The organism is Niallia sp. FSL W8-0954, from assembly GCF_038005605.1.
Classification (GTDB): Bacteria; Bacillota; Bacilli; order Bacillales; family Cytobacillaceae; genus Niallia; species Niallia circulans_A.
Genome location: NZ_JBBOTN010000001.1, coordinates 323,203 through 346,473, shown reverse-complemented (window position 1 = coordinate 346,473; position 23,271 = coordinate 323,203). Strand labels below are relative to the sequence as shown.

Here is a 23,271-nt window from a genome sequence, read left to right as displayed (position 1 = left end):
CTAGCCCTCCTTCTTCTGAAGTTTTATTCGCGGATCCAATATGCCATATGCTAAATCAACGAGGAATAGCATGATAATTAAAATGGTACTGTAAAAAATAGTCGTCCCCATAATAACAGGATAATCACGATTATTAATACTATCTACAAAGTATTTCCCCATACCAGGAATCGCAAATATTTTTTCAATCACGAAGGTACCAGTCAAAATACTGGCTGCCAAAGCACCTAATAAAGTTACAACTGGCAAAAGAGCATTGCGCAGTGCGTGTTTGACAATTATTTTGAATGGAGAAAGTCCCTTTGCCCTAGCTGTTTTTATATAATCTTGTGTTAATACTTCTAGCATACTCGTTCTTGTTAACCGAGCAATAATGGCGGTTGGACCTGTCGCAAGTGCTATCGTTGGGAGAATCATATGCTTCCAGCTCGACCATGTCGCTGTCGGGAGTATCTTCCAATGAACCGCAAACTGTTGAATCAACATGGTTGCTAAAACAAAGTTAGGAATAGAAATTCCTATTACCGCTATTGTCATCGCTATATAATCAATGACCCCATTGTGTTTAAGGGAAGCAATCACGCCAAGCGTTATCCCTGAAATAACCGCAACTATTAAGGAAACCATACCAAGCTCAAAGGAAACAGGAAATCCTCTTCCAATCATTTCATTTACTGTTTGCGATGATTTTTTTATCGATATGCCAAAGTCAAAGGTTGCTATTTGTTTTAAATACATACCATATTGAACAATGAGCGGTTTATCTAAATGATATTGCTCCTCTAAATTCTTCTGAATCGCATCATTCGTCGTTCTTTCATCATTAAATGGCGAACCTGGTGTAAAATGCATTAAAAAGAAAGTAATCGTAATAATGACCCATAACGTTACGACCATCGAGAAAAAGCGCTTAACATAATAAGATTTCATCGGTCACACCACCTAACAAAATGTTGTTCTCATCGCAAGTTCAGTCATAACCAGCATAGCTTGATATGCTTCTAAGATGTTTTTTGCTTGAAAACGCACAATTGTAGTACCAGGCTCTATCTCAGTGCCCGGCATTAAATGAGCCCATTCTGCTTGTCCATAGTTCGCAAATTCGATGCGGAGTAATGGACTGGCTGGTGGTACTAAAGGTTTTATTAAATGCTTTTTTTCTAACGCTTCCCTTGTCTTTTCTTTCAGCAATTCTCCAGCTTGGGCAGGAGTTAAACTCATCGCTGCTGATCTTGAAATACTATTTTTCACAATCGCTGTTGTTACATTAGGAATAAGCTGTTCTGCTTCTTGTGCTGCTTGATCGTCCCCTGCTACAAGAATTATTGGAACACCAAAATATCCAGCAACATAAGCATTAAATCCTAATTCTCCAACAACAACGTCATCTATGTACATATTACGGACTCCAAAAATCATGCTATGGGTCATAACACCAGGAACAGAAGCTCGCGCATGATACCCGACAAAGATTGCCCCGTCATAACTAGCATCAAGCCCTTGCACCATTGAATATGGTTTCACATCCCCTGTTATTAACTTTGTTTTGGGATGAAATCTTTCTATTAATAAATTATTCATTTTACTATGGCTGTCATTTACAACCACTTCTTCTATGCCTTGATCAAATAGACTTGTAACAACGTAGTTTGCTTCATCTGTCATCAGGATGCGGCTTCTTTCATAATTTAGCTTATCGGAATCAACCTGTGTGTGATCAATTAACCCTGTTATTCCTTCCATATCAACTGACATATAAATTTTGCCCATTAGAAAAAACCTCCCACATTTTTTGGTCTAACTTATTCGTACAAAATAAAAAAATCCAGCTAACAGAGAAGTAAAATCTCTATCAACTGGATTTTCTCTGCGTATAACAGAAAAAGCAGTTTACACCAATTCTTTTAATAGTTGTTTATATTTAATATGGGCATTCTTAAAAGCAACCATAACTGCTTTTTGAGAAGATCCAAAATAACGATTTTCTACTTCCTTTAAAACGGTGTCTAAATCTAACATCGATTTCCCGACTACAATAGACTTAATGAAGGAAGAGGTTATATTGATAGTGGAAGAACATTCTGCATCAATAATTGTGTGAGAGACTCTATCCACCACTAACGCAATAAAAAAACCATTGTATTGCTGCATAATGGCATTATTAGAGGATGTTTTACTTTCTCCAATAATATATATAGTATTTGCATGATACATGTGATACTCCTCCTATAAACATCTGGATATTGCACGAGATATTTATGAGATCATCATAAACATTCGAAGCAATGCATATGTCGTAAGAAAAGGGCTCTGTCTTGAATAACAGCAAAACTAACAAACTTTTCTCTCTATCATTTTGATTTTGACGAAAAAAGATAGATTTAGATTATATAAAAAATTGTAATACACCACTCTTTTTTACGCAATACATTTTTGAGTATTTTCTAAATATTTTAACAAATAGTGTGAGAAAAAATAACATTTGCAGACACACGAGAAAACTCCCTTACTCTTATCAATATTTCCCTACTAATGGAGAAGATTCTAATTTGATGTATTCTCCATTTTCTGCGACACAAACGGTATTTCTTCCCTCTCTTTTGGATGCATATAGCGCTTCATCCGCCTCGCTAATCAACGGGATAAGAGCTAGACAGTTTTCCTTTATAGCCACGCCAAAGCTCGCAGTAATATTAATTACTATTTCCTTATAATAGAAAGGGGATTCTGCGATTAATCTTCTTAATTTCCTAGAAAGGTCAATGGCTGATTCTGCTTCTTTTCCAAATAGAAAAAGAATAAATTCCTCTCCACCGTATCTGCCAAAAACTCCATTCCCTGGCACCAGAGCTTTACTTAGAGATGCAATATGCTTTAATGCTTCGTCTCCCCCAAAATGTCCATATGTATCATTTATTTTCTTGAAATGATCAATATCAAACAGGATAACGGCTATCTTTCTATGCTTGACAAGCATCTCTTCAGCAAGGGCTGTAACATAAGCACGGTTATATATTTGTGTCAGACTATCTGTGTATGCCAATTTTGTTAAGCTGAGCTGTTCCTTCTTTTGTTCCGTAATATTTGCAAACATAATGGAAGTACCGACAATGGCTGACTCTCCTTTTTTAATCGGAGAAATCTTAACTTGATAATATTCCGTTGCTGATTTATTAGTCCTTTCCACTTCCGATATGACAGAATCCGTATCGATGTTTTTTAACAGTCCAAGAATTGGATCATCCAGCCCTAATACAGCTGCTATATGTTTTCCTCTTTTCACATCAATAAATAATCTAGAAGCTGCCTTATTAAAATCTTTTAGATGATATGTCTGATCTAAAACTAGTACTGCCTCTCCCATACTTTCAAATATATAATCCTTTTCTATTGGCGGGACCAACAAAAACTTCGTAGATATGATAGCATATAAATAAAGTGAACTAGAAAATAGCATCGCAATTGGAACAGGATCTAAGCCGTTTGGAGTAAGTCCTATCAAATAAGAAAAAGACGCGCCAACAGGGACAAGAATTCCTGTCAATAGTATGGCTACTTGTTTTGTTTGCCTAGATTTCTCTTTAAACCAATAAATCGATAGTAATACAAAGGCAACGGCAGACGCTCCGAACGAGTAAGCACCGTGTAGCAAATACCATTGTCCCATCGTAATTTGCATGAGAGGAGTTGCGTTTCGATATTCTAAATATACAGATTGATAGAATAAATGATGATAATCATTTGTCGCAACGAGTAAAAAGGAAAGGGCTGGGATTAAATAATAGAAAAAATACATTTTTTTATTTAAATGCCTATCGTAGCCGATATATTGCAAAACAAGAATTAATGTAGCTGGTGCCGAAAACGGCATACCTAAATACTGAACAGCTGTCCAAAATTTCATTCCTTCTATCGTTGTACTGGCAAGTCCTAATGCATACCCAAATGCATAAATAGCATTAAAGCAGGAAAACCACAAAAATGTCCGCATTCCCTCAAATGCCTGTCTATTCATATACGCAATAATGGCTAATATCACATGCAATGCACCCGACATCGTGATTAAAACAATAAATACCATGACAGTATGATCCATTACTTTTGCTCCTGTATCCTCATCATCTGGCTTTTGTTCATTTAGTTAGTTCCTCTTTTCTTTATGTTCTTCCACCTATTATAAATCTTGTGAAAACCCGTTACTAGATTAAGAAATTAAAAATCGGCTATTTTACAAAATAAATAGCAAGCGATTGCTCCATCTATCAAATCATTTCACAAAAAAACAGAGCCTTCCTACTATGGCTCTGCACTTTTCTTATTCTATGGAATGCAAAATTTTCTTAGCTGTTTCTTCCCCATTCGCTATACATGCTGCAATTCCTACTCCATAGTAGGAACAACCAGCTAGATGCACATTAGGGTATAAAAGAGCTAAGTCTTGGCTAAGTTGTTCTACTGCTTGCTTATGTTCTAATGAGTAAACAGGCATCGCATTAGTCCATTTTGTCACTTCATAACTTTTAGGTTTTGAAGTAATTCCAAGACTTCTCTCTATATCCTTTCTAGCCTCTTGGATTAGTTCCTCTTCTGTAAGGCTATTTAGCCGTTCATAGGCTGGATTTGTTTTTTTATAGAATAGACGCAATAATAGCTGATTATTCTTCGATGTATGCTTCCACTTTCTACTTGTCCACGTACAAGCATTACAAACAATATCACTATCCCCTGCGACTATAAAGCCTGTTCCATCTTTAGGCAGTTCATCATCGGAAATATCATAGGACAAATATAAGGTGATATTGGACGAATTTTTCAACTTGCTAAAGACAGGATTTAATTCATCCTTCCTTAAAATATGCTGTGTTACATTGTGGGGAGTAGATAAGACAACCATGTCTGCCATTTCTTCTTCCCCATTGGATAATTGAACTTTATATTGGTCTGCTTCCTTATTTATTCGTGTAACAGCTATTCCCTTTCTAATGGATACATCTTCTAATACCTTCTCCAGTCGATCTATAATTGTAGATAACCCATCTTTAAAAGAAATAAATTTCTTATTCGCAGCAGATTGAAACGATTCTTTATTCTTCCCTAACCCACGGATGATGCTTCCATACTGCTCCTTATATTCGAGCAGATAAGGTAGGGTGGAACCCATTGTTAACGAATAAATATTTCCAGAGTAAACGCCCGCAAGAACTGGTGCAATCTGCTTTTCTACGATTTCCTTTCCCAGATAATACTCTAAAAATTCACCAATGGAGGATTCTCTCGTAAAGCTTGACTTAGTACGAAAAAGATCCTTTAAAGCCTCTAGCTTTCCTCGAGTGGAAAGGAGTTCACTTGTAAAAAGAGCTTCTAATGTCATCGGAATACCGAAAATAGAATCCTTGGGAATTTCTAATAATTTGTTTTGTGTATGAATATAAGATGTCCCTGTTGCGTTATAAACAATTTCTTCTTCTAAATTAAGTTCCTTAACAAAGGGAAGAACATTTTTATTGCGGGCAACAATGGAATCTGCTCCTGTTTCCATAAGCAGATCATCTTTTGTAACCGTATGGATTTTCCCGCCTAGGTAGTCATTTGCCTCCACTAAAACTAGTCGAAGTCCTAATTGTCTTTCTCTATTTTCCTTTTGCAAATAATACATGGCAGATAATCCTGTTATCCCACCACCTACAACTAAAACCGTTTTCACTTTCTTCCACCTCTTTTAGCAAAATTCCCTCTTCTAAATACCTTCTTATTAATAGCTTTTTTTATTATAAAGCATCATGACCACTTTCTTTCTCATCATCATCGCTTTTTTTGTGTCTATTTGTTCACAATTTAATTGCAAATTAGCTGATTATGCCCTTATATTCCATTGTATAATAATAGTAGCCACGTAATGTAAGCGCTTCTCTTCGGATTCGCTATCAATTTTATCAACGCAACAATTATAACGTATTCCTAATGAATGACAAAAAATTTGATTGGTGGTGTCTATCTATTATGGCTAACAGCCGGCTATCTGTTGCTATTCATATCCTATCTTTAATTGCCTCGAAACCATACGAACAAATAACCTCTGATTCTATTGCAGAAAGTGTGAATACAAATCCTGTAGTGATAAGAAGAATGTGCGGACTTTTAAAAAGAGGAGGAATGCTAACGAGCAGAGCAGGCATTTCTGGGGCATCCTTATTAAAATCTCCTGCTGATATTACTCTTTTAGACATTTATTTAGCCGTTCAACCAAAAAGTGAATGGTTCGCAATACATGATCATCCAAATCACCGTTGCCCGATAGGAAGCAAAATTCATCCAACCTTAAACAGGACTTTTTCTACCATCCAACTAACAATGGAAAAGGAATTAGAACATATTACACTACAAGATATAATGGATGAAATGGAAATATACAGTAAAATTTAACCTGAATAAGAACGACAAAGAAACTAGCCATCAGGTATCCCTCATATGCTAGTTTCTTTGTCGACTTGGATCATCTCTTGGAAGATATTCTCCCAATCTTTTAACATGGCAAGTTGCTTTCTTCTGCTCTGCCACACTTGGCTACCAGCATTTTCTGCCATCTTTTCACAGGCATGAATAAATTGATTCACTTCTGGCTCCCCTAGCAAAAGTTCATAAACGCCTTCTTCTACATATCCTTTTGTTGAAGGCAAGTTCATCCCTATCACTGGTTTTCCAGCAGCAAGAAATTCAAAAAGCTTTAATGGAAAAATAGCCTTATTATATGGAGTATCCTTATATGGCATAATCCCTATATCAAGCATATGCATATAAGCTGGAACCTGATTTCTCGATACACTTCCCATCCATTGAATATTGGGTTCCTTCAATAATTTCATAAATTCCGGGCTGTTATTCGTTCCATCTGGACCAACTAATAAAATGGTCCAATCCCTTCTCATTTGTGCAATTTGCTGGATTAATCCAAAATCAAGCTTTGGTTTAATCCCACCAATGTAACCAATCGTCAGCCCTTCTTTTTCTATAACTGGCTCCCTATTCTTCCGTTCCTGAAAAAGCTCGTATTCTACTCCATTTTCATACGTAAAAATCTTATCTCGATAAGCTGGTGTTCTACTTATTATTTCCTCCGCTAAAAAGCTTGAAGTACAAGTAATATAACTTGCCTTTTCAACAATTGTTTGTTCACTTTGATAGATGATCTTTTGCTTTAAATAAGAAAGGAAAGAAAATTTCCCGCTCAATTGTTCTGCCCATAAATCACTGCAATCATAAACGATTTGATCCCAGGAATATATCTTATGCAAAGTCGGAAAGGCAGGATAGGTATACCATAAATTCACCAAATAATCCCCTTTTTTTTCCGCTAAATAATTACTTAAACTTCGGAGCTTCTTTTGGTAGAAAAAGGGGATAAATCGAGCGAATCGTTGTACTTTATAATTTCCCAAATCACTGATTATCCACTGGTAAATACCATTTTCTAATCTCGTTACTTCTGGTGTCTGTTTTTCCCCTGGACATAACCAGATTACTTCCTCTGTTTCCTGCTGCTTTTGCAGAAATTCTGCAAATCGATGTCTTCGATAAGTTAAATTGTCTAAATTCCAAACGCCAGTTGCAACGATAACGTGGATTGTTCTCATTTTCTATGCTCCTCTACCTTCTACAGTCTCTTCCGAATAGCATTATAAGCATAATGAGAAAAATACCAGGATGACTGCAAGAAATTCAACTGCTCTATTTGACGATAAACATGCCAATTATTTTTTGCTGCTTTCCATTTATTTTTAGAAATTGAATCATTTCCTACCCTGTATTCTGCTAATATTTCGTTTAAGCCAAATGCACGGAAACCTCGCTTCAAAATCATTAACCAAGTTGCTAGATCCTGCCGAGTACGGATGTTGGGCATTTGAAAATTCCCTACTTGTTCACGATCAATTAGAACAGTAAGACAACCAACAATTGTATTTTTTAGCATGGTTTGATAATCCACTTGCTCAGGAACTCGAATATATTTATTTATCTGCTCTCCTTTTTGATCAATACACTCATAAGCAGTAAAGGTGAAAGCATACTGATTTTCCTTCATATAAGCTAATTGAACTTCAAGCTTTTCTTGTTTCCATCGATCATCACTGTCTAAAAAGGCAATATATTTTCCTCGTGCATGCTCGAGCGCCATATTGCGAGCAACAGCCGCTCCACCATTAACCGTTCTGTAAAAAACTCGAATTCGCTCTTCTACTTTTTCCCATTCCTTTAATACCTCAACTGTGCCGTCTGTGGAATGGTCATCAACAATGAGCAGTTCCCAATCTGTGTATGTTTGTTCCCTAACAGACTGGATGCTAAAAGATATATACTCTTTACAATTATAGGAAGGCATAATAATGGATACAGATGGAGCCATCTTCCACTCACCTCTTTTAGTCAGATTCAGATTTTAAGAACACCGGATAAATAATCCATAAACAACTGAGCATGATGCCGATCATAACACCCATTAGCGCTCGATCTCGAGGAGAGATTACACGATTATCCCCACTTACTGCTGCGACATCCTTAACTAGCATTGCTGGCTGCATATTGACTTGTTTTGTTTTTAGTTCATATAGAAATCGTTGTTGATCAACAGCTGATTCTGCTTGAACAGTTATTTCTTGAAGCTGATCAATGCTTTCTGAGATAATTTCTTCTTTTTCTTGATAATACTGTTGATCCATTTCCAGAAAGGCAGTTACTAATTCTGATAAGGAATCTACGGCTTCTTGTTCACTTGGACCAGTAAGTGTAAAGCTGATCTTTTTAGGGGTATCCGCAGAAATAAGAAGCTGTTCCTTCTCTATATCGACACCGGGTAAATAGTGTACAAAAGTCGTTTCATTTCTTAATAAGGATGCAATTACTTCACTATTATTTAAGTACTCATTTTCATAATTCCCTAGTAAAATAGTGGCCTCTGCTTTAACTGCTCCCTTTTCTTTCCCAGCTGGGGCAAACCATCCTATTGCTCCTAAAAGGGCACTAAGCAATAATAAAGGAATAAAATATTTTTTCCATCTAGTGGCTATAATTGATAAAACAGACTTCACAAACGAACTCTCCCTTTCTGCTGTGAAAGTTAAGATTCTAGCTTTTTATTTTTATAAACAGACAGTGTACATAAAATAAACCCAAGAAACACCCAATGAAAATATAAGTTCATCACCGAACTGGGGCTAATACTCGAAATAATGAATGATACCATTCCGATCATACACGCCTCTAACAACATTTTATCTGTCCCGCTTTCCGTCTTTTCGTACGCTCGATAGAATGATATAAATGCATAAATCAATATCATTAAGTAGCCAAGCAAAATCATTAAGCCAAAGTTTCCGGCGATTTCGGCATACCAATTATGTACTTGGTAGACATTTCCTGTTGGAAAATAACTCTTATACTCCAGATAATAAGGAATATTTCCTGCTCCAATTCCAAATCCATAAGAATCGAGCAAATAAGAAAACGTATTTCTTAAAAGATTGATTCTCGCTAAGTTTGATGGTAGCACTTCATTAAGCTCATATTGTCCGGATAACTCTATAAGACTCTGAATTTTACTAAATCCTCTGTTAGCAAATATTATTCCTCCTAGTAACCCTACTCCAAGACTAATTCGCAATATTAGTTTCTTCCACCACTTCGGAATGATCAGGAATATATACACTAATCCGCCTCCTGCAAGCGCCAGTAATCCAGCACGTGATTCTGTTAAATAGATAAGCAGGAAAACTAAGATGCTTAAAATAAACATAGATCCCTTCAGCATTGTTCTCTTAGTATTTTTTACAACAGCTAAAAACAAGAAAAAAGAAATGCCTAAATAGACAGCAAAATCATTTTGGTTGTAAAAAACGGCTGTCGGATACGACAGTTTATAACTGGAAGCACCATATAATCCGGAACTTGGTAATTGAATAGAAAAGATATAATTCACAAATCCTATTCCTACTAATAAAATGGTCATTCCAATCCATCCTGCCAAAAAGTACTGGAGCTGTTGCCGAGTTTTAAATGTTACATTCGCTAAATAGACAAATGCTATTCCCATAACCAATAAAGACATGTATTTAAGGGAAGCAATAATAGAAATGGACCAAAGAATAGAAATGGTTCCATAAAGAATCCATCCACCAAAGAACAACCAAATAAACGGTAGTCCACTGCGGTTAAAGTCGTGTACCATCCTTTTTTTGTACAAAGCAGTGCCTATATATAAAATGATTGCCAATAATAGCAATATTCTGTATAAAAAAACGGTAAAAGCACCAACATTCACACTCAGGATGGACTGATTAAGAAAGGTGGAAAGCAATAAGACATACATGACATTTTGAAATAATTGATCAAGTGTTATGATTGATTTCAAATATATTCCCACTTGAATCGCAATCCATATACATACGATGGGAAGTATCCAAGTTAATTGATATATCGTTGTCCAATATAAAACGGTAAGACAACCGATACCTAATACGCTGAACCCTATTGTTTTGCTTACTGTACGGTTATTTCCCAACTTCTACAATCCTTCCTCCCTACCTTTTGATTACTTTTGTAAAACTTGTTTGGATGAGAATAGCGTTTCTCTTAATCCATATTCTAAATTGGTTTGTGGCTTCCATTTCAGCTTTTGTATTGTCTGTTCATTGCATAAAATACTATGGAGAATATCGCCTTCTCTTTCTGCTTTATAAATCGGTTTTAATGATACCTCACTTATATCAGCTATATTTTCCCAAAGTTGATTTATCGAGATTCGATTATTGGCTGAAATATTCAAGCAAAGATTTTCATCCTGCTTTAATGCATGTAAATTTGCGCTGGCAACGTCTTTTACATAAATGAAATCTCTTGTTTGTTCTCCAGATCCGTATATGACTGGCGCCTTATTTTCGAAAACACGATCAGCAAAAATAGAGATAACCCCGCCTTCTCCTTTACCATCCTGCTTTGGTCCATAGACATTGCTATATCTTAAAATCCCATAGGAGAGTCCATATAATTTAGAAGCTAACTTCAAATATTTTTCAACCGTCAATTTCGTTAACCCATAAGGCGATTCTGGCAAAGTTGGATGTTCTGTCGTAACAGGGAGCTCGACTGGATTCCCGTATACAGCTGCAGAAGAGGCAAATAATATTTTCTGTACAGAAGCGCGAATAGCTGCTTTAATGACATGCAATGATCCTTTTACATTTACATTCTCATCATGTAATATGTCATGAACGGATTCTGCCACACTTACTTGGGCTGCTTGATGAATAATATAATCAGGTTTTAAGTCGACAATATAATCAATCACACGAGAATCCGTTATATCAAACGGGCATATTTTAATTGGTAAATCCTTAATATTCTCAAATTTCCCAGTAGAGAAATTATCGATAACTATTACTTCATATCCCTCATCTAACAAACTCTCGACAATATGTGAACCAATAAAGCCTGCTCCACCAGTAACAAGAACCTTGGTCATTACGCTTCCTCCCAAAAGTGATTTAATTGATTAGTAGATTCAATTGACTTACTTGCTAATTCTTGGTAATTCCTCAGTAGTTTTTTAGCATTATCAACTGCAGAATAGTTATCAAGAACACGCTGATATAATTGTTCTGCAGCTTTGTCAAACAAGGCTGCATCAGCTGCTTGCTCTTTCACTCTTGTTACAATCTCTTGTACCGACCGAGGCTGAATCAGCAAATCGGCGTACTCTCCAAATAAATCTGGTATCCCGCCGACACTTGTGCAAATGATCGGTATTTTTAAAGCCATTGCCTCTATAACAACTGTCGGCAATCCTTCCGAATAGGATGGTAAAATAAAAATATCGCATGCTGATAAATAATCGCTTACCTTCTCATTAGGAATTTGTCCTGCTAAGAATAATCGTTTATTATACGTTTTTTCCTTTTGCAGCCTTTCTTTTCCTTGGCCGGCTCCCACATAAACCACTACATAGTCTTCCGGAAGATAAGCTAATGCCTCCGCTAATTCAAAAATCCCCTTTTCTTTCACAAGACGCCCTACAAACAAAATGATTTTTTTATTGACAGGCAATGCTAATTCCTTTCTAGAGCTTTCTTTCAAAGCAGCTGCCTGATTTAATGTAAATTTCGATAAATCAATTCCGAGCGGTAACGGCAAACACTTTCTCCCAGTCTTCATCTCAGCTGCAGCAGCCAGATGTTCTCCTACGGCAATAACTTCATCTGCGGACTTCACTGTTTTTTGAAAAATACGATCCGCACTTCGACTAAATGATGGATAAATATGTACATCACTTCCATGTAATGTGAGCAGCCAAGGCTTTTTATATTTAGAGGCAACGATTCTTGCTGCCCCTCCCGAAGGCATAGCAAAGTGTGCATGGATCAAGTCAGCCTCTATGTTCTCTTTCTTCCAGGTTTTAAGAATACACGCTGCGATACGTTTATCTGGCTGAAACCAGCGAAGTTGACCAGGTGTCGCTCTATACACAGGCCTATATATGTTTACACCATGCCTTTTCTCTAAATATGGATAGTTCTTTTTACGATATTTTTTCTTCCATATTCTAAAGAAAGAAGCATTTGATGGAACTGGATTAATAACTGTTATCTCCACTCCTAAAGAAGATAATGCTCTCACCTGTGTTTCATGAAACACCCCGCTTCCAGGGTTATCTGCACTAGGGTATACACTTGTTATCCACAATACTTTCATGATACACATCCTATCGTTCGGCTTATTGACTTATTCCTTTTATTGATATTCTTCTCGAAATGCTACATGTTTTAATGCATGTAGCATTAGCAAATAAATAATCCCGCTTATCAACACAGACCATACAAGTGCCCAAACCAAATTATTATGAATAGAAGTCATTTGCGTTTTTAACAATAACGCAATCCCACTGCTGACCACCGCAAGAATCAATGGCAGCAGTAATGCTTTTACATAACTTTTTAGCTGAAGCCCTATCATTCTAGTTAATAGGATTCTCCCACCGATAAAATTAAGAATGCTTACACCTACATATGTCCATGCTACTATTTCCAGCTGATTACTCCGAACTGCTGCTAATAATGCTAACCCGTAACAAACTAACACTCCTAAGTCCCAATAAAAAGCAATGTCTGCTTTTCCCTTTGCTAATATAATGCTCCCATTGGGATTCATAAGGACCCTTAGAATTCCTACTATAATCATAATTTCTAAAATAGGAACAGCCGCCATCCATTGCTCTCCAAAGAAGAGTGGGATTACTAAATCTGCAACAGCATAGAGCCCTAATAGCAATGGAAACGACACAATTGCTAATAATTTGGTCATATATAAATAACCACTCTCTAATGCCCGATTATTATTTTTATCTTTCGCAAACACTGGAAAAGCAACTCTCGTTATAATAGGATTTAACTTAAGAACGGGAATGGTGATAATTTGATAGACTAGGTTATAAATCCCTAATGCCTCCATGCCCATAAATCTTCCAATCAACAACATATCCATATTGCTTCCCAATCGATTTACGAGCCGTGATAAAAGCTGATACACACCAAAAGAGAAAAATTCTTTACAATCTTTAATATCTAGCACAAAGCTTGGTCTCCACTTTGGAGAGTAACAAATATAAAAAAGAATTCCTTTCAAGGAATAAAGACAAACCTGTGACCATACATAAGCATTAATTGGATTTTGCTTTATAAATAGGAGCAGTCCAATTAAGAGACTAAAGCTAAAAACATTTGAGAACGTTTCGATCTTTCCTAATGTCTTAAACGATAAGTCTCGCTGCATTAAGTACTGTGACTGCTGTCCTATAGGAGCAATCAAAAATACAATTGATAGTAATCTGACCTTTCCCTCTAACTCTTTTGTTTGAAAATAGTCTGCAATCATCGGACTTGCTGCCTGCATAAGGAAACAAATAAATATTCCTAAAAGAACATTTATCCAAAAAAGGGTAGACAACTGCCTGTCTGTTGCATGATGTTTTTGGATGACTGCAGCACCTAAGCCTAATTCCACAAAAATTTGTGCAAAGATGGTGATTGTCGTCAGCATGCCAATCATACCGAATTCCTTTGCACTCATGATATTTCCCAGTACAATAAACTGCCCAATCTGTAAGAGAGTAATAACAATCGTCGATATACTGGTCCATTTTGCTCCACTATTGATTTTGCCTTTTATGGAGTCCAATTACCTTGCACCCTCTCCTGTGAGCACTACTTTTATCGTCTTTACTAAAATTTTCATTTCCAAAGAAAATGTTACATTATTAATATATTGAAGATCGTACTTTAGCTTTTCTCTTGGTGTGATGTCATACCCTCCATTGACCTGTGCAAGACCTGTTAATCCTGGTTTTACAAGCAGCCTATTCGAAAAACCATCAATTTCCTTGCTAAATTGTTCCGTAAAAGAAGGTCTTTCCGGTCGTGGTCCGATAATAGACATATCACCTTTTAAAACAGAAAATAATTGTGGTAACTCATCAATTCTTGTTTTTCTTATAAATGAGCCAATTTTTGTAATTCTCGGATCATTGACCTCTGCCCATTTTTCCCCGTCTTTCTCCGCATCCATTCTCATCGATCGCAATTTAATTAAGCGAAAGCATTTGCCATTCTTGCCAACCCTTTGTTGGACATAAAAGGGAGAACCTGGTGAATCTATGCGGATGAGAATAGCAAATAGAAGAATCAACGGGAGAGTTATAACAATACCTATACTTGCTATAAAGAGATCCATCATTCTTTTAAAAATTTGATAAAAGGAAACTTTTTTAGAAGATTTAAGGTTATTTGCTTGTACAATTGATATCTCTTTTAAAATATGGATACTCCTGTTAGCCTGCATGTTTTTTCACCTCAAAGTTTTATCTATCTGAGCTATCAGATTTAGTATAGGGTTCCAATGTTAATAAATCATTGAATCTATTTTAAGGAATAGTAAAGGATTGTAAATTTCCGATTGATGTTGACATAAAATGGAGCATGCTAAGCTGATTTGGATTACTCTTTTTATCAAACGAAGCGGGGAACACAGAGGTGGGGAGCGTAAGTATTCAATCAAATATAACCCCGAACAAATTATACATTTACATTAAAAAATTAGTATAATTGTTCGGGGCTTTTATTTATTTTAAGAAGGAAGGTATATGAAAATAACAAAAAAGGAAGAAATTAACAGAAAAGAACTCTCTGTGCCCAAAAGGAAGAGGAGCAGAGAAAAAAGGTAACAGAAGTCATCTCATGCTACATCCAACATATAAATTTATTGAAGCTCCCATAGGAGTCTGGAAATGCAGTTTAACTATGTACAATTTGGATATTTCCCCAAAACCAACTTTATATGGAGAGGCGGGCATGATAGCCTAGTGAAGAGGAGCAGCTATTGATAACGTTGGCTTCCCGGCTCATTAATGCCCGCAGATTCTCCATATAAAGTTATGACGTTCCTTGAATAAAATCAATTTTTGTACATTAGGCGCATAGAGTGTCTGTAGCACAATGGAACGAATTGGTTTCACCACTAAATTAGAGATTATTCGTCTATATTTTGTTCCAGCCACTTTCTTTTCCTGATTTATTATCTGCTTAATAAAACCGTAATTACTCCAATGAAACATACACTACATAAACACCATGTATCTTGTTTCTTCCAATATACTCTCCGAAATGCCGAGCGTTTTATTCCCGCACGGTATCCTTTAACATCCATCATATTAGCCATGTCCTCGGCTCTATTCAGAGAACTCACAAATAAAGGAAGAAAAATTGGGACTAAAGTTTTCATCTGCTGAAATAACGAGCCTTGGCCAAACTCCGTCCCTCTTGCCTTTTGAGCATCCATCACTTTTTGTGTTTCATCTAATAAATTGGGAATGAATCGCAAAGAAATAGATAACATAATGCTAATATCATCTACAGGTACCTTAATAAAACGCAATGGAGATAGCATTTTATTTATTCCATCTGTCAAATCGATTGGTTTTGTAGTTAATGTTAAGACAGTAGATAAAAATACAATAAGAACAAAACGACTAAAGATAAAGATTCCATTTATTAATCCATACTCTGAAATAGTAATTGGCCCCCATGCTATATATACATTACTGCCAGAAGTAAATAGTACCTGCAGTATTACAGTAAATAGAATGAGCCATATCATTGGTTTGACTCCTCGTACATAGGTACGGAAAGGGACTTGTGATAAGTGCATAATGAAAAGGGTAATCATCCATAAAAATAAGTAGGCCATCCAATTATCTGCTATAAATAGCATAGCTATAAGTAAAAGGACAGAAATCATTTTTGCCCGAGCATCCAACTGATGGAGCCAGGATTCTCCCGGAAAGTATCTTCCTAATATTAATTTATTCATACTAACCCCACCGAAACTAAAGCATCTGCTAATTCATCCAGCGTTAAGCAAACCCTTGGTAATTTTATTCCTGTTTCTTGTTCAATTTTCATTTGATAATACCGAGCCTGTGGCATTTCCAGCCCCCAACTTTCCAATAAAGCTGGATCTGAAAAAATCATTTTTGTTTTGTCCGATTTGATAATTTTTCCTTGATCCATTAAAATAACTTGGTCTGCGAATAAAGCCACATCCTCCATATCGTGTGTAACGAGAATAGTTGTTAAAGATGCTTGTTTATGCCAAGTAGCTAGAAGAGACATTATTTCCTTTTTCCCCTGCGGATCCAACCCCGCCCCAGGTTCATCTAAGACAAGTACAGATGGCTCCATTGCTAATATTCCTGCAATCGCCACTCGCCTTTTTTGTCCTCCCGATAAAGCAAAGGGGGATTTTGATAAAATAGACGGCTCTAAGCCCACTAGCTCAATTACCTGTGCAGCCTTTTCTTGCGCTTCTTCCAACGATACGCCAAAGTTAAGCGGACCAAAACAAATGTCCTTTTCCACTGTTTCCGCAAATAATTGGGACTCTGGAAATTGGAACACCATCCCCACTTGCTTTCGAATCTTACGGATATTCTCTTTTTGGATAGGTGATTCTATCATTGTCTCTCCTATACGAACGCTTCCTTTTGTTGGAAGAAGTAAGCCGTTCAATATCTTTAATAGACTTGATTTTCCTGCACCAGTTCTTCCGATGAGTGCTGTAAAAGTACCTGATTCAATAGTAAGATTGATGGAGTTTAATACATTGGGTTTACGGATCGGTCCAATTTGATAATTAGCAGATACATCTTTTAATTCGATTTGCATATCCATCGCACCATTTCTTCTTCTGTCATATATTTATCTGGAACCTTACTCCCTCTATTTTTCAAAGATTCTCTGAGTTTCTCTGAAAATGGTTTTTCTAAGGTAGAATCTGTATAAAACAACTGAGAGGGACTTTCAATTTTTGTTATTCTCCCTTGTTCCATGACCATTACTCTATCAGCCTGTGCAGCTTCTTCCATGTCATGCGTAATGGATAGGATTGTCATTCCCTTATTTGTTAATTTGCGTATAATTGCCATTAATTCCTTGCGACTTCTTGGATCTAACATAACAAAGGCCTCATCCAATATAAGTACCTTGGGCTCTAATGCCAGCATTCCTGCAATTGCGACCCTTTGTTTTTGTCCACCTGATAATTGAGAAGGATCCACCATGCGAAAGCCGAGCATATCTACATCTGTTAGTGCCTGATCCACTCTTTCATGCATTTCTTCATAAGACATATTTATATTTTCCAGCCCGAAAGCCACATCATCTTCTACAGTTGTTCCAATGAATTGATTTTCTGGATTTTGAAAAACAATGCCAATCCCCTGAGCACCTTGCCCTTTCTTTTGACTAACTCCATTTATCTTAATTTTCCCTTCATCGGGTTGAAGCAAGCCAACAAGTAAATGAGCTAAGGTGGATTTCCCACTTCCATTATGACCAATTAGCGCTGTCCATTCCCCCTCTCTTAATAGAAAGGAAATATTTTCCACATGACTCTTATCACGCTTTTTATCATACCGAAAGCTTAATTCCTCCACTTCCAAAACGGTTTGCAAAACGAATACCCCCTCCATAGAAAAGCTTAGAACGCTAACAATATATTTATTTAACTAATAATAAAAAACATAGCTAAAGATAATACTAGACATCCATTCACAATAATTAGATTTTTCACTGCTAAACTAAATGTTTTAGATTTAACTTGGATTTGGTTAAAAATCCGAATATGCTTATAAACTGGTAAAATAGCAATTAAGCTAATTAACGCAATAACTGGTAGTAAGTGAAAAAACACAGAGATTAATATAGCCATAAAGGATCCCGCATAAAGGCCATTATACAGCCATAGGGAGTATTTCTTTCCTAAATAAAATGGTAAAGTGAAACGATGATTTTTTATATCGTCTTCTACATCACAAATATTGTTTGCCAGCATAAGATTCGCGATCGTAAACATACAAGGTAAAGATACAATGATAATTTCGATTATTTTTATTATGTTTACTTGCAGCAAAATCACGTCTTGTTCCCATACTAAGGAAGCAATCCCATAATCAAACGCATTGACATAGACCGTAAGAAAAACGATCCCAAATCCCATTGTTACACCGGAAAAAACTTCTCCTAAAGGCATTCTTGATAAAGGAATTGGTCCAAAGGTATAGAGGATGCCAATGCAAAAGCAGATAAATCCAATCAAAAGCACCAATAATCCTGTTTCAGCAGTAAGCCAAATACCTAGCCCCGTTGCTGTAAAAAAAAGGGTGAATATGGTTGCGATAACGGTGCTTTCCTTTATCCCCTCTTGTCCTATTACGTTTTTTTCCTTCCTATATTCATCACTATTTGCCTTTCGATAATCCATATAATTATTAATCGCCGTTGTTGTTAAATCAAAGATCAACATAGAGGCAAAGAATATTAGTGTATTTTTCCAATGAAGTGCCTCATACCGATATAATACGAATAATATGCCAATAAAAAATGGGAAGATACTAGCTATTTTTGTTTGTATTTCTACTAACTTTAAAAATGAACGAATCGACATTCCAAATGACCTCCCTCTTCTCTTTATTCATTTGCTAATTTAAATTTCTCATTTGTTAAAGTAAATTTACCTTTTAGACCGGAAGTTAAATAAACCTCTTTATCCTTGGTTACAAAGATGGCCTCTATTCCCTCCATTTTTTCTACCGCCTTTAACCCTTCTTCTATCCCTTTTATAAATATGGTTGTTGAATATCCGTCTCCATCAAATGATTTATCAGAAACAATCGTAATCCCCGCAACTTCATTATTGACAGAATAGCCATTTTTAGGGCTGAGAATATGATGGTATTTTACTCCATCCACCTCTAAATACCGCTCATATATCCCAGAAGTAACGATCGAAGTATTCGTTTCCTCCATTTTCCCCACCATTTCACCTCTATCGGAAAATGGATCTTGAACTCCTACTTCCCACGGCTTTCCAGAAGGATTTGTTCCTTTTACATAAATGTTTCCTCCTAAATCAACAATCGCAGATTCTACCTTATTATCATTTAATACTTTTATAACTTCGTCTGTAATAAACCCTTTGGCAATTCCCCCTAAATCCAGCATCATTCCTTGTTCCGGCAAAAATACCGTTTGCTTTTCTTCATTTAATTCTATCTTTGTATAGTTGATCAATGGGAGAACAGCATCAATTTCTGATTGTGTTGGCTTTTTCTCGTCCGGGAATCCAATATGCCATAAATTAGTTAATGGTCCAATCGTAATATCAAAGTCTCCTCCTGAGTACCCACTATATTTTTTACCAGCTTTCACTAAACGGTAAATATCTTCTGGGACCTGGACTGGATTCCGACCAGCATTTTCATTTATTTCATCAACAATCGACCCATCTTCATTTACTGTGATTTGGCTTGCCAATAACTCTATTCGATCAAATGCTTTATCCAATACAGCTTCCTTGTCTTTATCATAGATTTTAATCGTGACAACTGTCCCCATTAAAAATTCCGTTCTTTTATACGGATTACTATTTACCATTTCGTCCGATTCCTTTTGTTTTCCACATCCTATTAATAAAAGGAGGGAAAGAAAAAGAATCATAGCGAATTTGAATTTATTCATTAAAATCATCCCTTCTATGAATATCACATTTCAATTGTTTTATCATGTCTCTAAATACAAACAAGTGTTTAAATTCTTGACAATGTGAATTTATTCACATTTATAACACCGTCATTTTATCATTGCTTTCTGCCACTGTCTATCGACTTTTTAGTGGACAAAACCCTATAAAATAGCTGATTTACGGAATAATCATTGTCTTAATAGTGTTTATCAGCATCTCCTTTAAATATGGAGAATTTATGACAAAAATCCACTATTTATAAATGTTTCGAAAATGTGAACAATCAAAATTTTAAATTGTAGACATTCTATGAAGTCCATAGACAGATAAAAACCACATTGTTATATTAAAATTGTTCAAAACTTCACAAATAAGCATTTAACAATTAAGGGAGTGAATAGGAAGAATGGACAAGAAAAATATTGTCATAATCGGAGCAGGTTATGCGGGGGTTCATGCCGCAAAAAAGCTTGCTAAAAAGTATAAAAAAGATGATTCGGTTTCCATTACACTTATAGATAGACATTCCTATCATACAATGATGACTGAATTACATGAGGTTGCTGCGCATAGAGTAGAACCGGATGCTATTCAATTTGATTTACGTCGTTTATTTAATCGTACAAAGGTTAATTTGGTTACAGACAATGTGAAACATGTTGATTATCAAAGTAAAGTAGTTACAACTGAACACGGCCAATTTGCCTTCGATTATCTCATCCTAGGAATGGGCGGCGAACCAAATGACTTTGGTACGCCCGGAGTACAAGAAAATGGCTTTACCCTTTGGTCTTGGGAAGATGCTGTTAAACTAAGAGAACATATTGAAAAAATTGTTCGTAAAGCTGCTCATGTTCATGATGAAGCAACAAGAAAGGCAATGCTTACCTTTACTGTATGTGGTTCAGGCTTCACAGGAATCGAAATGGTTGGGGAACTGATTGAATGGAAAGAACGATTAGCAAAAGACAATAAGCTAGATGCAGAGGATATTACTTTATATGTGGTTGAAGCTGCTCCTACTATATTAAATATGCTAGAACGCAGAGATGCCGATAAAGCAGAAAGCTATATGGTAAAAAAGGGAGTTAAAATCTTAAAAAGCTCCCCAATCGTCGAAGTAAAAGAAGACGCTATCGTATTAAAATCAGGCGAAGAGCTTCCAACTTACACTCTTATTTGGACAGCAGGAGTTCGCGCTAATTCGGATACAAAAGATTACGGCATGTCAGCTGGAAGAGCAGGCCGCTTAAAAGTTAATGCTCATATGGAATCTGAAGACTACAAAGATGTCTATGTAGTCGGTGACTTAGCCTATTTTGAAGAAGAGCCTGGAAAACCAACTCCACAAATTGTAGAAGCGGCCGAACAAACTGCTATGACTGCAGCAAAGAATATTATTGCAGAAATCAGCGGCGGTGAAAAAGAAAAATATGAAGGTAAATACCATGGGGTTATGGTTTCTATCGGAGCAAGATACGGTGTTGCAAATTTAAGCGGCATGCATTTAAGCGGCTGGTTTGCAAATTTCATGAAGCATATGGTTAATCTATATTATTTCTTTGGTATTAGAAGCGGCTATTATATGTACCAATATGTGATGCATGAATTTTTCCACACAAAAGATAAACGTAATATTTTCCGTGATTTCTTAACCCGCTATGGCAATGTTCTTTGGAGCTTACCTTTACGTGTATTTGTCGCAGGTTTCTGGATTGTAGAAGCATGTGCAAAGCTTTGGGGAGAATCGACATGGAAAGATTCTATTTCCAGCTGGTCAAAGGTTCCAAACTTATTTAATGGTCTTGGAGACGATTCATGGTTAACTGCTACAAGTGTCAAAATGCCTTTTGAGTGGCTGCAAACTGCTACAAGTGGGGCAAGTGAAGCTGCTACTTCTACTGACTTTGCAACCCCGATATTAAATAAAATGCCATTCTGGTTTGAGTGGATTATGAAAATTATGCTTCCAACTCCAGAAGTCGCACTATTTATGCAAAAAATGATGATATTTATTGAGTTAGCAATTGGATTAGCCATTCTTGCCGGTTTATTCACATGGTTAGCAAATGCTGCAAGTGCTGGATTCCTAGTAATGTTTACACTTACTGCAATGCTTGGCTGGGATAAAGTTTGGGCATTGCCAGCTTCTATTGCTTTAATGAATGGGTCTGGTCGTACATTTGGATTAGATTATTGGGTTGTTCCTTTCCTTCAAAGAAAATTGGGCGACTGGTGGTATGGTAAAGAACGAGCGATCTATAAAGACTATAAATAATAAAAGGTTTGCTAGAAACATAGGGAATTAAAGCCCCCTGTTTCTAGCAGCTTTTGAATCAGTAAAGGAGAAAAAAGAAGCTAGTGGATTTATATTCTTTGATCTTTTCTTAAACCTTAAACTTTTAAATCAATAGATTGTCTTCCACTTTAGGATGCTTGTTCCAATCAATCTATTTAACAATAAGATTAGTTATAGAATAAAGAATCTACCATACTTCATTCTTTTTTGCCCTATACTGATTAATAGGAATCAGTATTTATTTAACCTACAACCAACTTACTTATGGTAATAATTAAATCGCAAGAATGGAAGTTGAGAAGATGACAAAAAATCAACGCCTTGTATATATAGCACTGCTTGCTTCCCAAGCGGTAATTATCAGCTTATTAGAACGGGCTATCCCATTTCCCTTTGCATTTGCTCCAGGAGCGAAGCTTGGATTAGCAAATATTATCACCTGCTTAGCCTTATATACACTTCCCACAAAAGATGCCTTTAAAGTGGTCGCAATTCGGCTCTGTCTCGCCACCTTATTAGGAGGGACACTTTCTACTTTTATGTATAGTGCCAGTGGAGCCCTTTTAAGCTTTATCGGCATGTGGGGTGTAAAGCAACTTGGAACAAAACGAATTAGCTTAATTGGTGTTAGTACAACTGGAGCCATTTTTCATAATATTGGTCAATTAGCCATTGCAAGCTTTGTTGCGCAAACATGGACTGTATTCTTATATTTACCTATTCTATCTTTTATCGGTATCCTATCAGGAATAGCAATAGGAATACTCGCCAACTATTTAATCACACATGTAGAAAAACTACAGTTTTATAGAGATTTATCGGAAATAAACGAATCTAGATAGGAAAGAGGTTAA

21 protein-coding genes are annotated in these 23,271 nt (G+C 36.3%); 3 read left to right on the top strand and 18 right to left on the bottom strand.

Annotation, left to right across the window (positions count from 1 at the left end; all coding sequences use genetic code 11):
- From NX902_RS01830 to NX902_RS01810, 5 genes are all read right to left on the bottom strand, one after another.
- Positions 1–930, bottom strand: a complete 930-nt coding sequence (locus NX902_RS01830) for an ABC transporter permease (protein ID WP_095331121.1) — start codon at positions 928–930, stop codon at positions 1–3.
- 12 nt (positions 931–942) lie between these two features.
- Positions 943–1,770, bottom strand: coding sequence for a M55 family metallopeptidase (locus tag NX902_RS01825; RefSeq protein WP_095331123.1), 828 nt, complete (start codon positions 1,768–1,770; stop codon positions 943–945).
- Positions 1,771–1,890: 120 nt separating this feature from the next.
- Positions 1,891–2,214, bottom strand: coding sequence for a DUF3870 domain-containing protein (locus NX902_RS01820; protein ID WP_095331125.1), 324 nt, complete (start codon positions 2,212–2,214; stop codon positions 1,891–1,893).
- A 301-nt stretch (positions 2,215–2,515) separates the two neighbouring features.
- Positions 2,516–4,096 carry a histidine kinase N-terminal 7TM domain-containing diguanylate cyclase gene (locus NX902_RS01815; protein WP_163185706.1) on the bottom strand — a complete coding sequence of 527 codons (1,581 nt, stop codon included), beginning with the start codon at positions 4,094–4,096 and terminating at the stop codon, positions 2,516–2,518.
- A 219-nt stretch (positions 4,097–4,315) separates the two neighbouring features.
- On the bottom strand, positions 4,316–5,704 hold the full coding sequence (locus tag NX902_RS01810) for a protoporphyrinogen oxidase (protein WP_123258766.1): 1,389 nt from the start codon (positions 5,702–5,704) through the stop codon (positions 4,316–4,318).
- A gap of 296 nt (positions 5,705–6,000) precedes the next feature.
- On the opposite strand from NX902_RS01810, the gene NX902_RS01805 reads away from it, so the two are divergent.
- On the top strand, positions 6,001–6,423 hold the full coding sequence (locus tag NX902_RS01805) for an Rrf2 family transcriptional regulator (RefSeq protein ID WP_095331131.1): 423 nt from the start codon (positions 6,001–6,003) through the stop codon (positions 6,421–6,423).
- Between the two features lie 41 nt (positions 6,424–6,464).
- Here the strand turns inward: NX902_RS01805 and tuaH are convergent, their stop codons facing one another.
- The 13 genes from tuaH to NX902_RS01740 all read right to left on the bottom strand — a co-directional run bounded on the left by tuaH (position 6,465) and on the right by NX902_RS01740 (position 20,114).
- Positions 6,465–7,631 (bottom strand): teichuronic acid biosynthesis protein TuaH, encoded by a 1,167-nt coding sequence (gene tuaH / locus NX902_RS01800; RefSeq protein ID WP_171509231.1) that lies wholly within the window; start codon positions 7,629–7,631, stop codon positions 6,465–6,467.
- A gap of 20 nt (positions 7,632–7,651) precedes the next feature.
- Positions 7,652–8,401: a teichuronic acid biosynthesis protein TuaG gene (tuaG, locus tag NX902_RS01795; RefSeq protein ID WP_123258764.1), complete on the bottom strand. Its 750-nt coding sequence runs from the start codon at positions 8,399–8,401 to the stop codon at positions 7,652–7,654.
- Positions 8,402–8,417: 16 nt separating this feature from the next.
- Positions 8,418–9,083: a hypothetical protein gene (locus tag NX902_RS01790; RefSeq protein ID WP_123258763.1), complete on the bottom strand. Its 666-nt coding sequence runs from the start codon at positions 9,081–9,083 to the stop codon at positions 8,418–8,420.
- A 29-nt stretch (positions 9,084–9,112) separates the two neighbouring features.
- Positions 9,113–10,552, bottom strand: a complete 1,440-nt coding sequence (locus NX902_RS01785; protein WP_095331139.1) for an O-antigen ligase family protein — start codon at positions 10,550–10,552, stop codon at positions 9,113–9,115.
- A 30-nt stretch (positions 10,553–10,582) separates the two neighbouring features.
- The gene (locus tag NX902_RS01780) at positions 10,583–11,512 is read right to left on the bottom strand and encodes an NAD-dependent epimerase/dehydratase family protein (RefSeq protein ID WP_095331141.1); all 930 of its coding nucleotides are present in this window, start codon (positions 11,510–11,512) and stop codon (positions 10,583–10,585) included.
- Positions 11,512–12,738, bottom strand: coding sequence for a teichuronic acid biosynthesis protein TuaC (gene tuaC, locus NX902_RS01775; RefSeq protein WP_341160518.1), 1,227 nt, complete (start codon positions 12,736–12,738; stop codon positions 11,512–11,514). The genes NX902_RS01780 and tuaC overlap by 1 nt, the downstream gene beginning before the upstream one ends.
- Before the next feature lie 39 nt (positions 12,739–12,777).
- Positions 12,778–14,220 (bottom strand): teichuronic acid biosynthesis protein TuaB, encoded by a 1,443-nt coding sequence (gene tuaB, locus NX902_RS01770; RefSeq protein WP_123258759.1) that lies wholly within the window; start codon positions 14,218–14,220, stop codon positions 12,778–12,780.
- The gene (locus tag NX902_RS01765; protein ID WP_095331147.1) at positions 14,221–14,880 is read right to left on the bottom strand and encodes a sugar transferase; all 660 of its coding nucleotides are present in this window, start codon (positions 14,878–14,880) and stop codon (positions 14,221–14,223) included.
- 732 nt (positions 14,881–15,612) lie between these two features.
- Positions 15,613–16,407: an energy-coupling factor transporter transmembrane component T family protein gene (locus tag NX902_RS01760; RefSeq protein ID WP_095331149.1), complete on the bottom strand. Its 795-nt coding sequence runs from the start codon at positions 16,405–16,407 to the stop codon at positions 15,613–15,615.
- The gene (locus NX902_RS01755) at positions 16,404–17,261 is read right to left on the bottom strand and encodes an energy-coupling factor transporter ATPase (RefSeq protein WP_095331205.1); all 858 of its coding nucleotides are present in this window, start codon (positions 17,259–17,261) and stop codon (positions 16,404–16,406) included. Before NX902_RS01755 ends, NX902_RS01760 begins: the two co-directional genes overlap by 4 nt.
- Complete coding sequence (locus NX902_RS01750) at positions 17,246–18,049, bottom strand: energy-coupling factor transporter ATPase (RefSeq protein ID WP_172859512.1); 804 nt, start codon at positions 18,047–18,049, stop codon at positions 17,246–17,248. The genes NX902_RS01755 and NX902_RS01750 overlap by 16 nt, the downstream gene beginning before the upstream one ends.
- Before the next feature lie 50 nt (positions 18,050–18,099).
- Positions 18,100–19,041, bottom strand: a complete 942-nt coding sequence (gene menA, locus NX902_RS01745; RefSeq protein WP_095331153.1) for a 1,4-dihydroxy-2-naphthoate polyprenyltransferase — start codon at positions 19,039–19,041, stop codon at positions 18,100–18,102.
- A gap of 23 nt (positions 19,042–19,064) precedes the next feature.
- Complete coding sequence (locus tag NX902_RS01740; protein ID WP_095331155.1) at positions 19,065–20,114, bottom strand: FAD:protein FMN transferase; 1,050 nt, start codon at positions 20,112–20,114, stop codon at positions 19,065–19,067.
- Between the two features lie 410 nt (positions 20,115–20,524).
- On the opposite strand from NX902_RS01740, the gene NX902_RS01735 reads away from it, so the two are divergent.
- Together NX902_RS01735 and NX902_RS01730 are read left to right on the top strand one after the other, a co-directional pair.
- Positions 20,525–22,396, top strand: coding sequence for an FAD-dependent oxidoreductase (locus tag NX902_RS01735; RefSeq protein WP_163185719.1), 1,872 nt, complete (start codon positions 20,525–20,527; stop codon positions 22,394–22,396).
- Positions 22,397–22,719: 323 nt separating this feature from the next.
- A complete protein-coding gene (locus NX902_RS01730) occupies positions 22,720–23,259 on the top strand; it encodes a Gx transporter family protein (RefSeq protein WP_095331159.1) in 540 nt (179 codons plus the stop codon).
- The last annotated feature ends 12 nt before the right edge of the window (positions 23,260–23,271 follow it).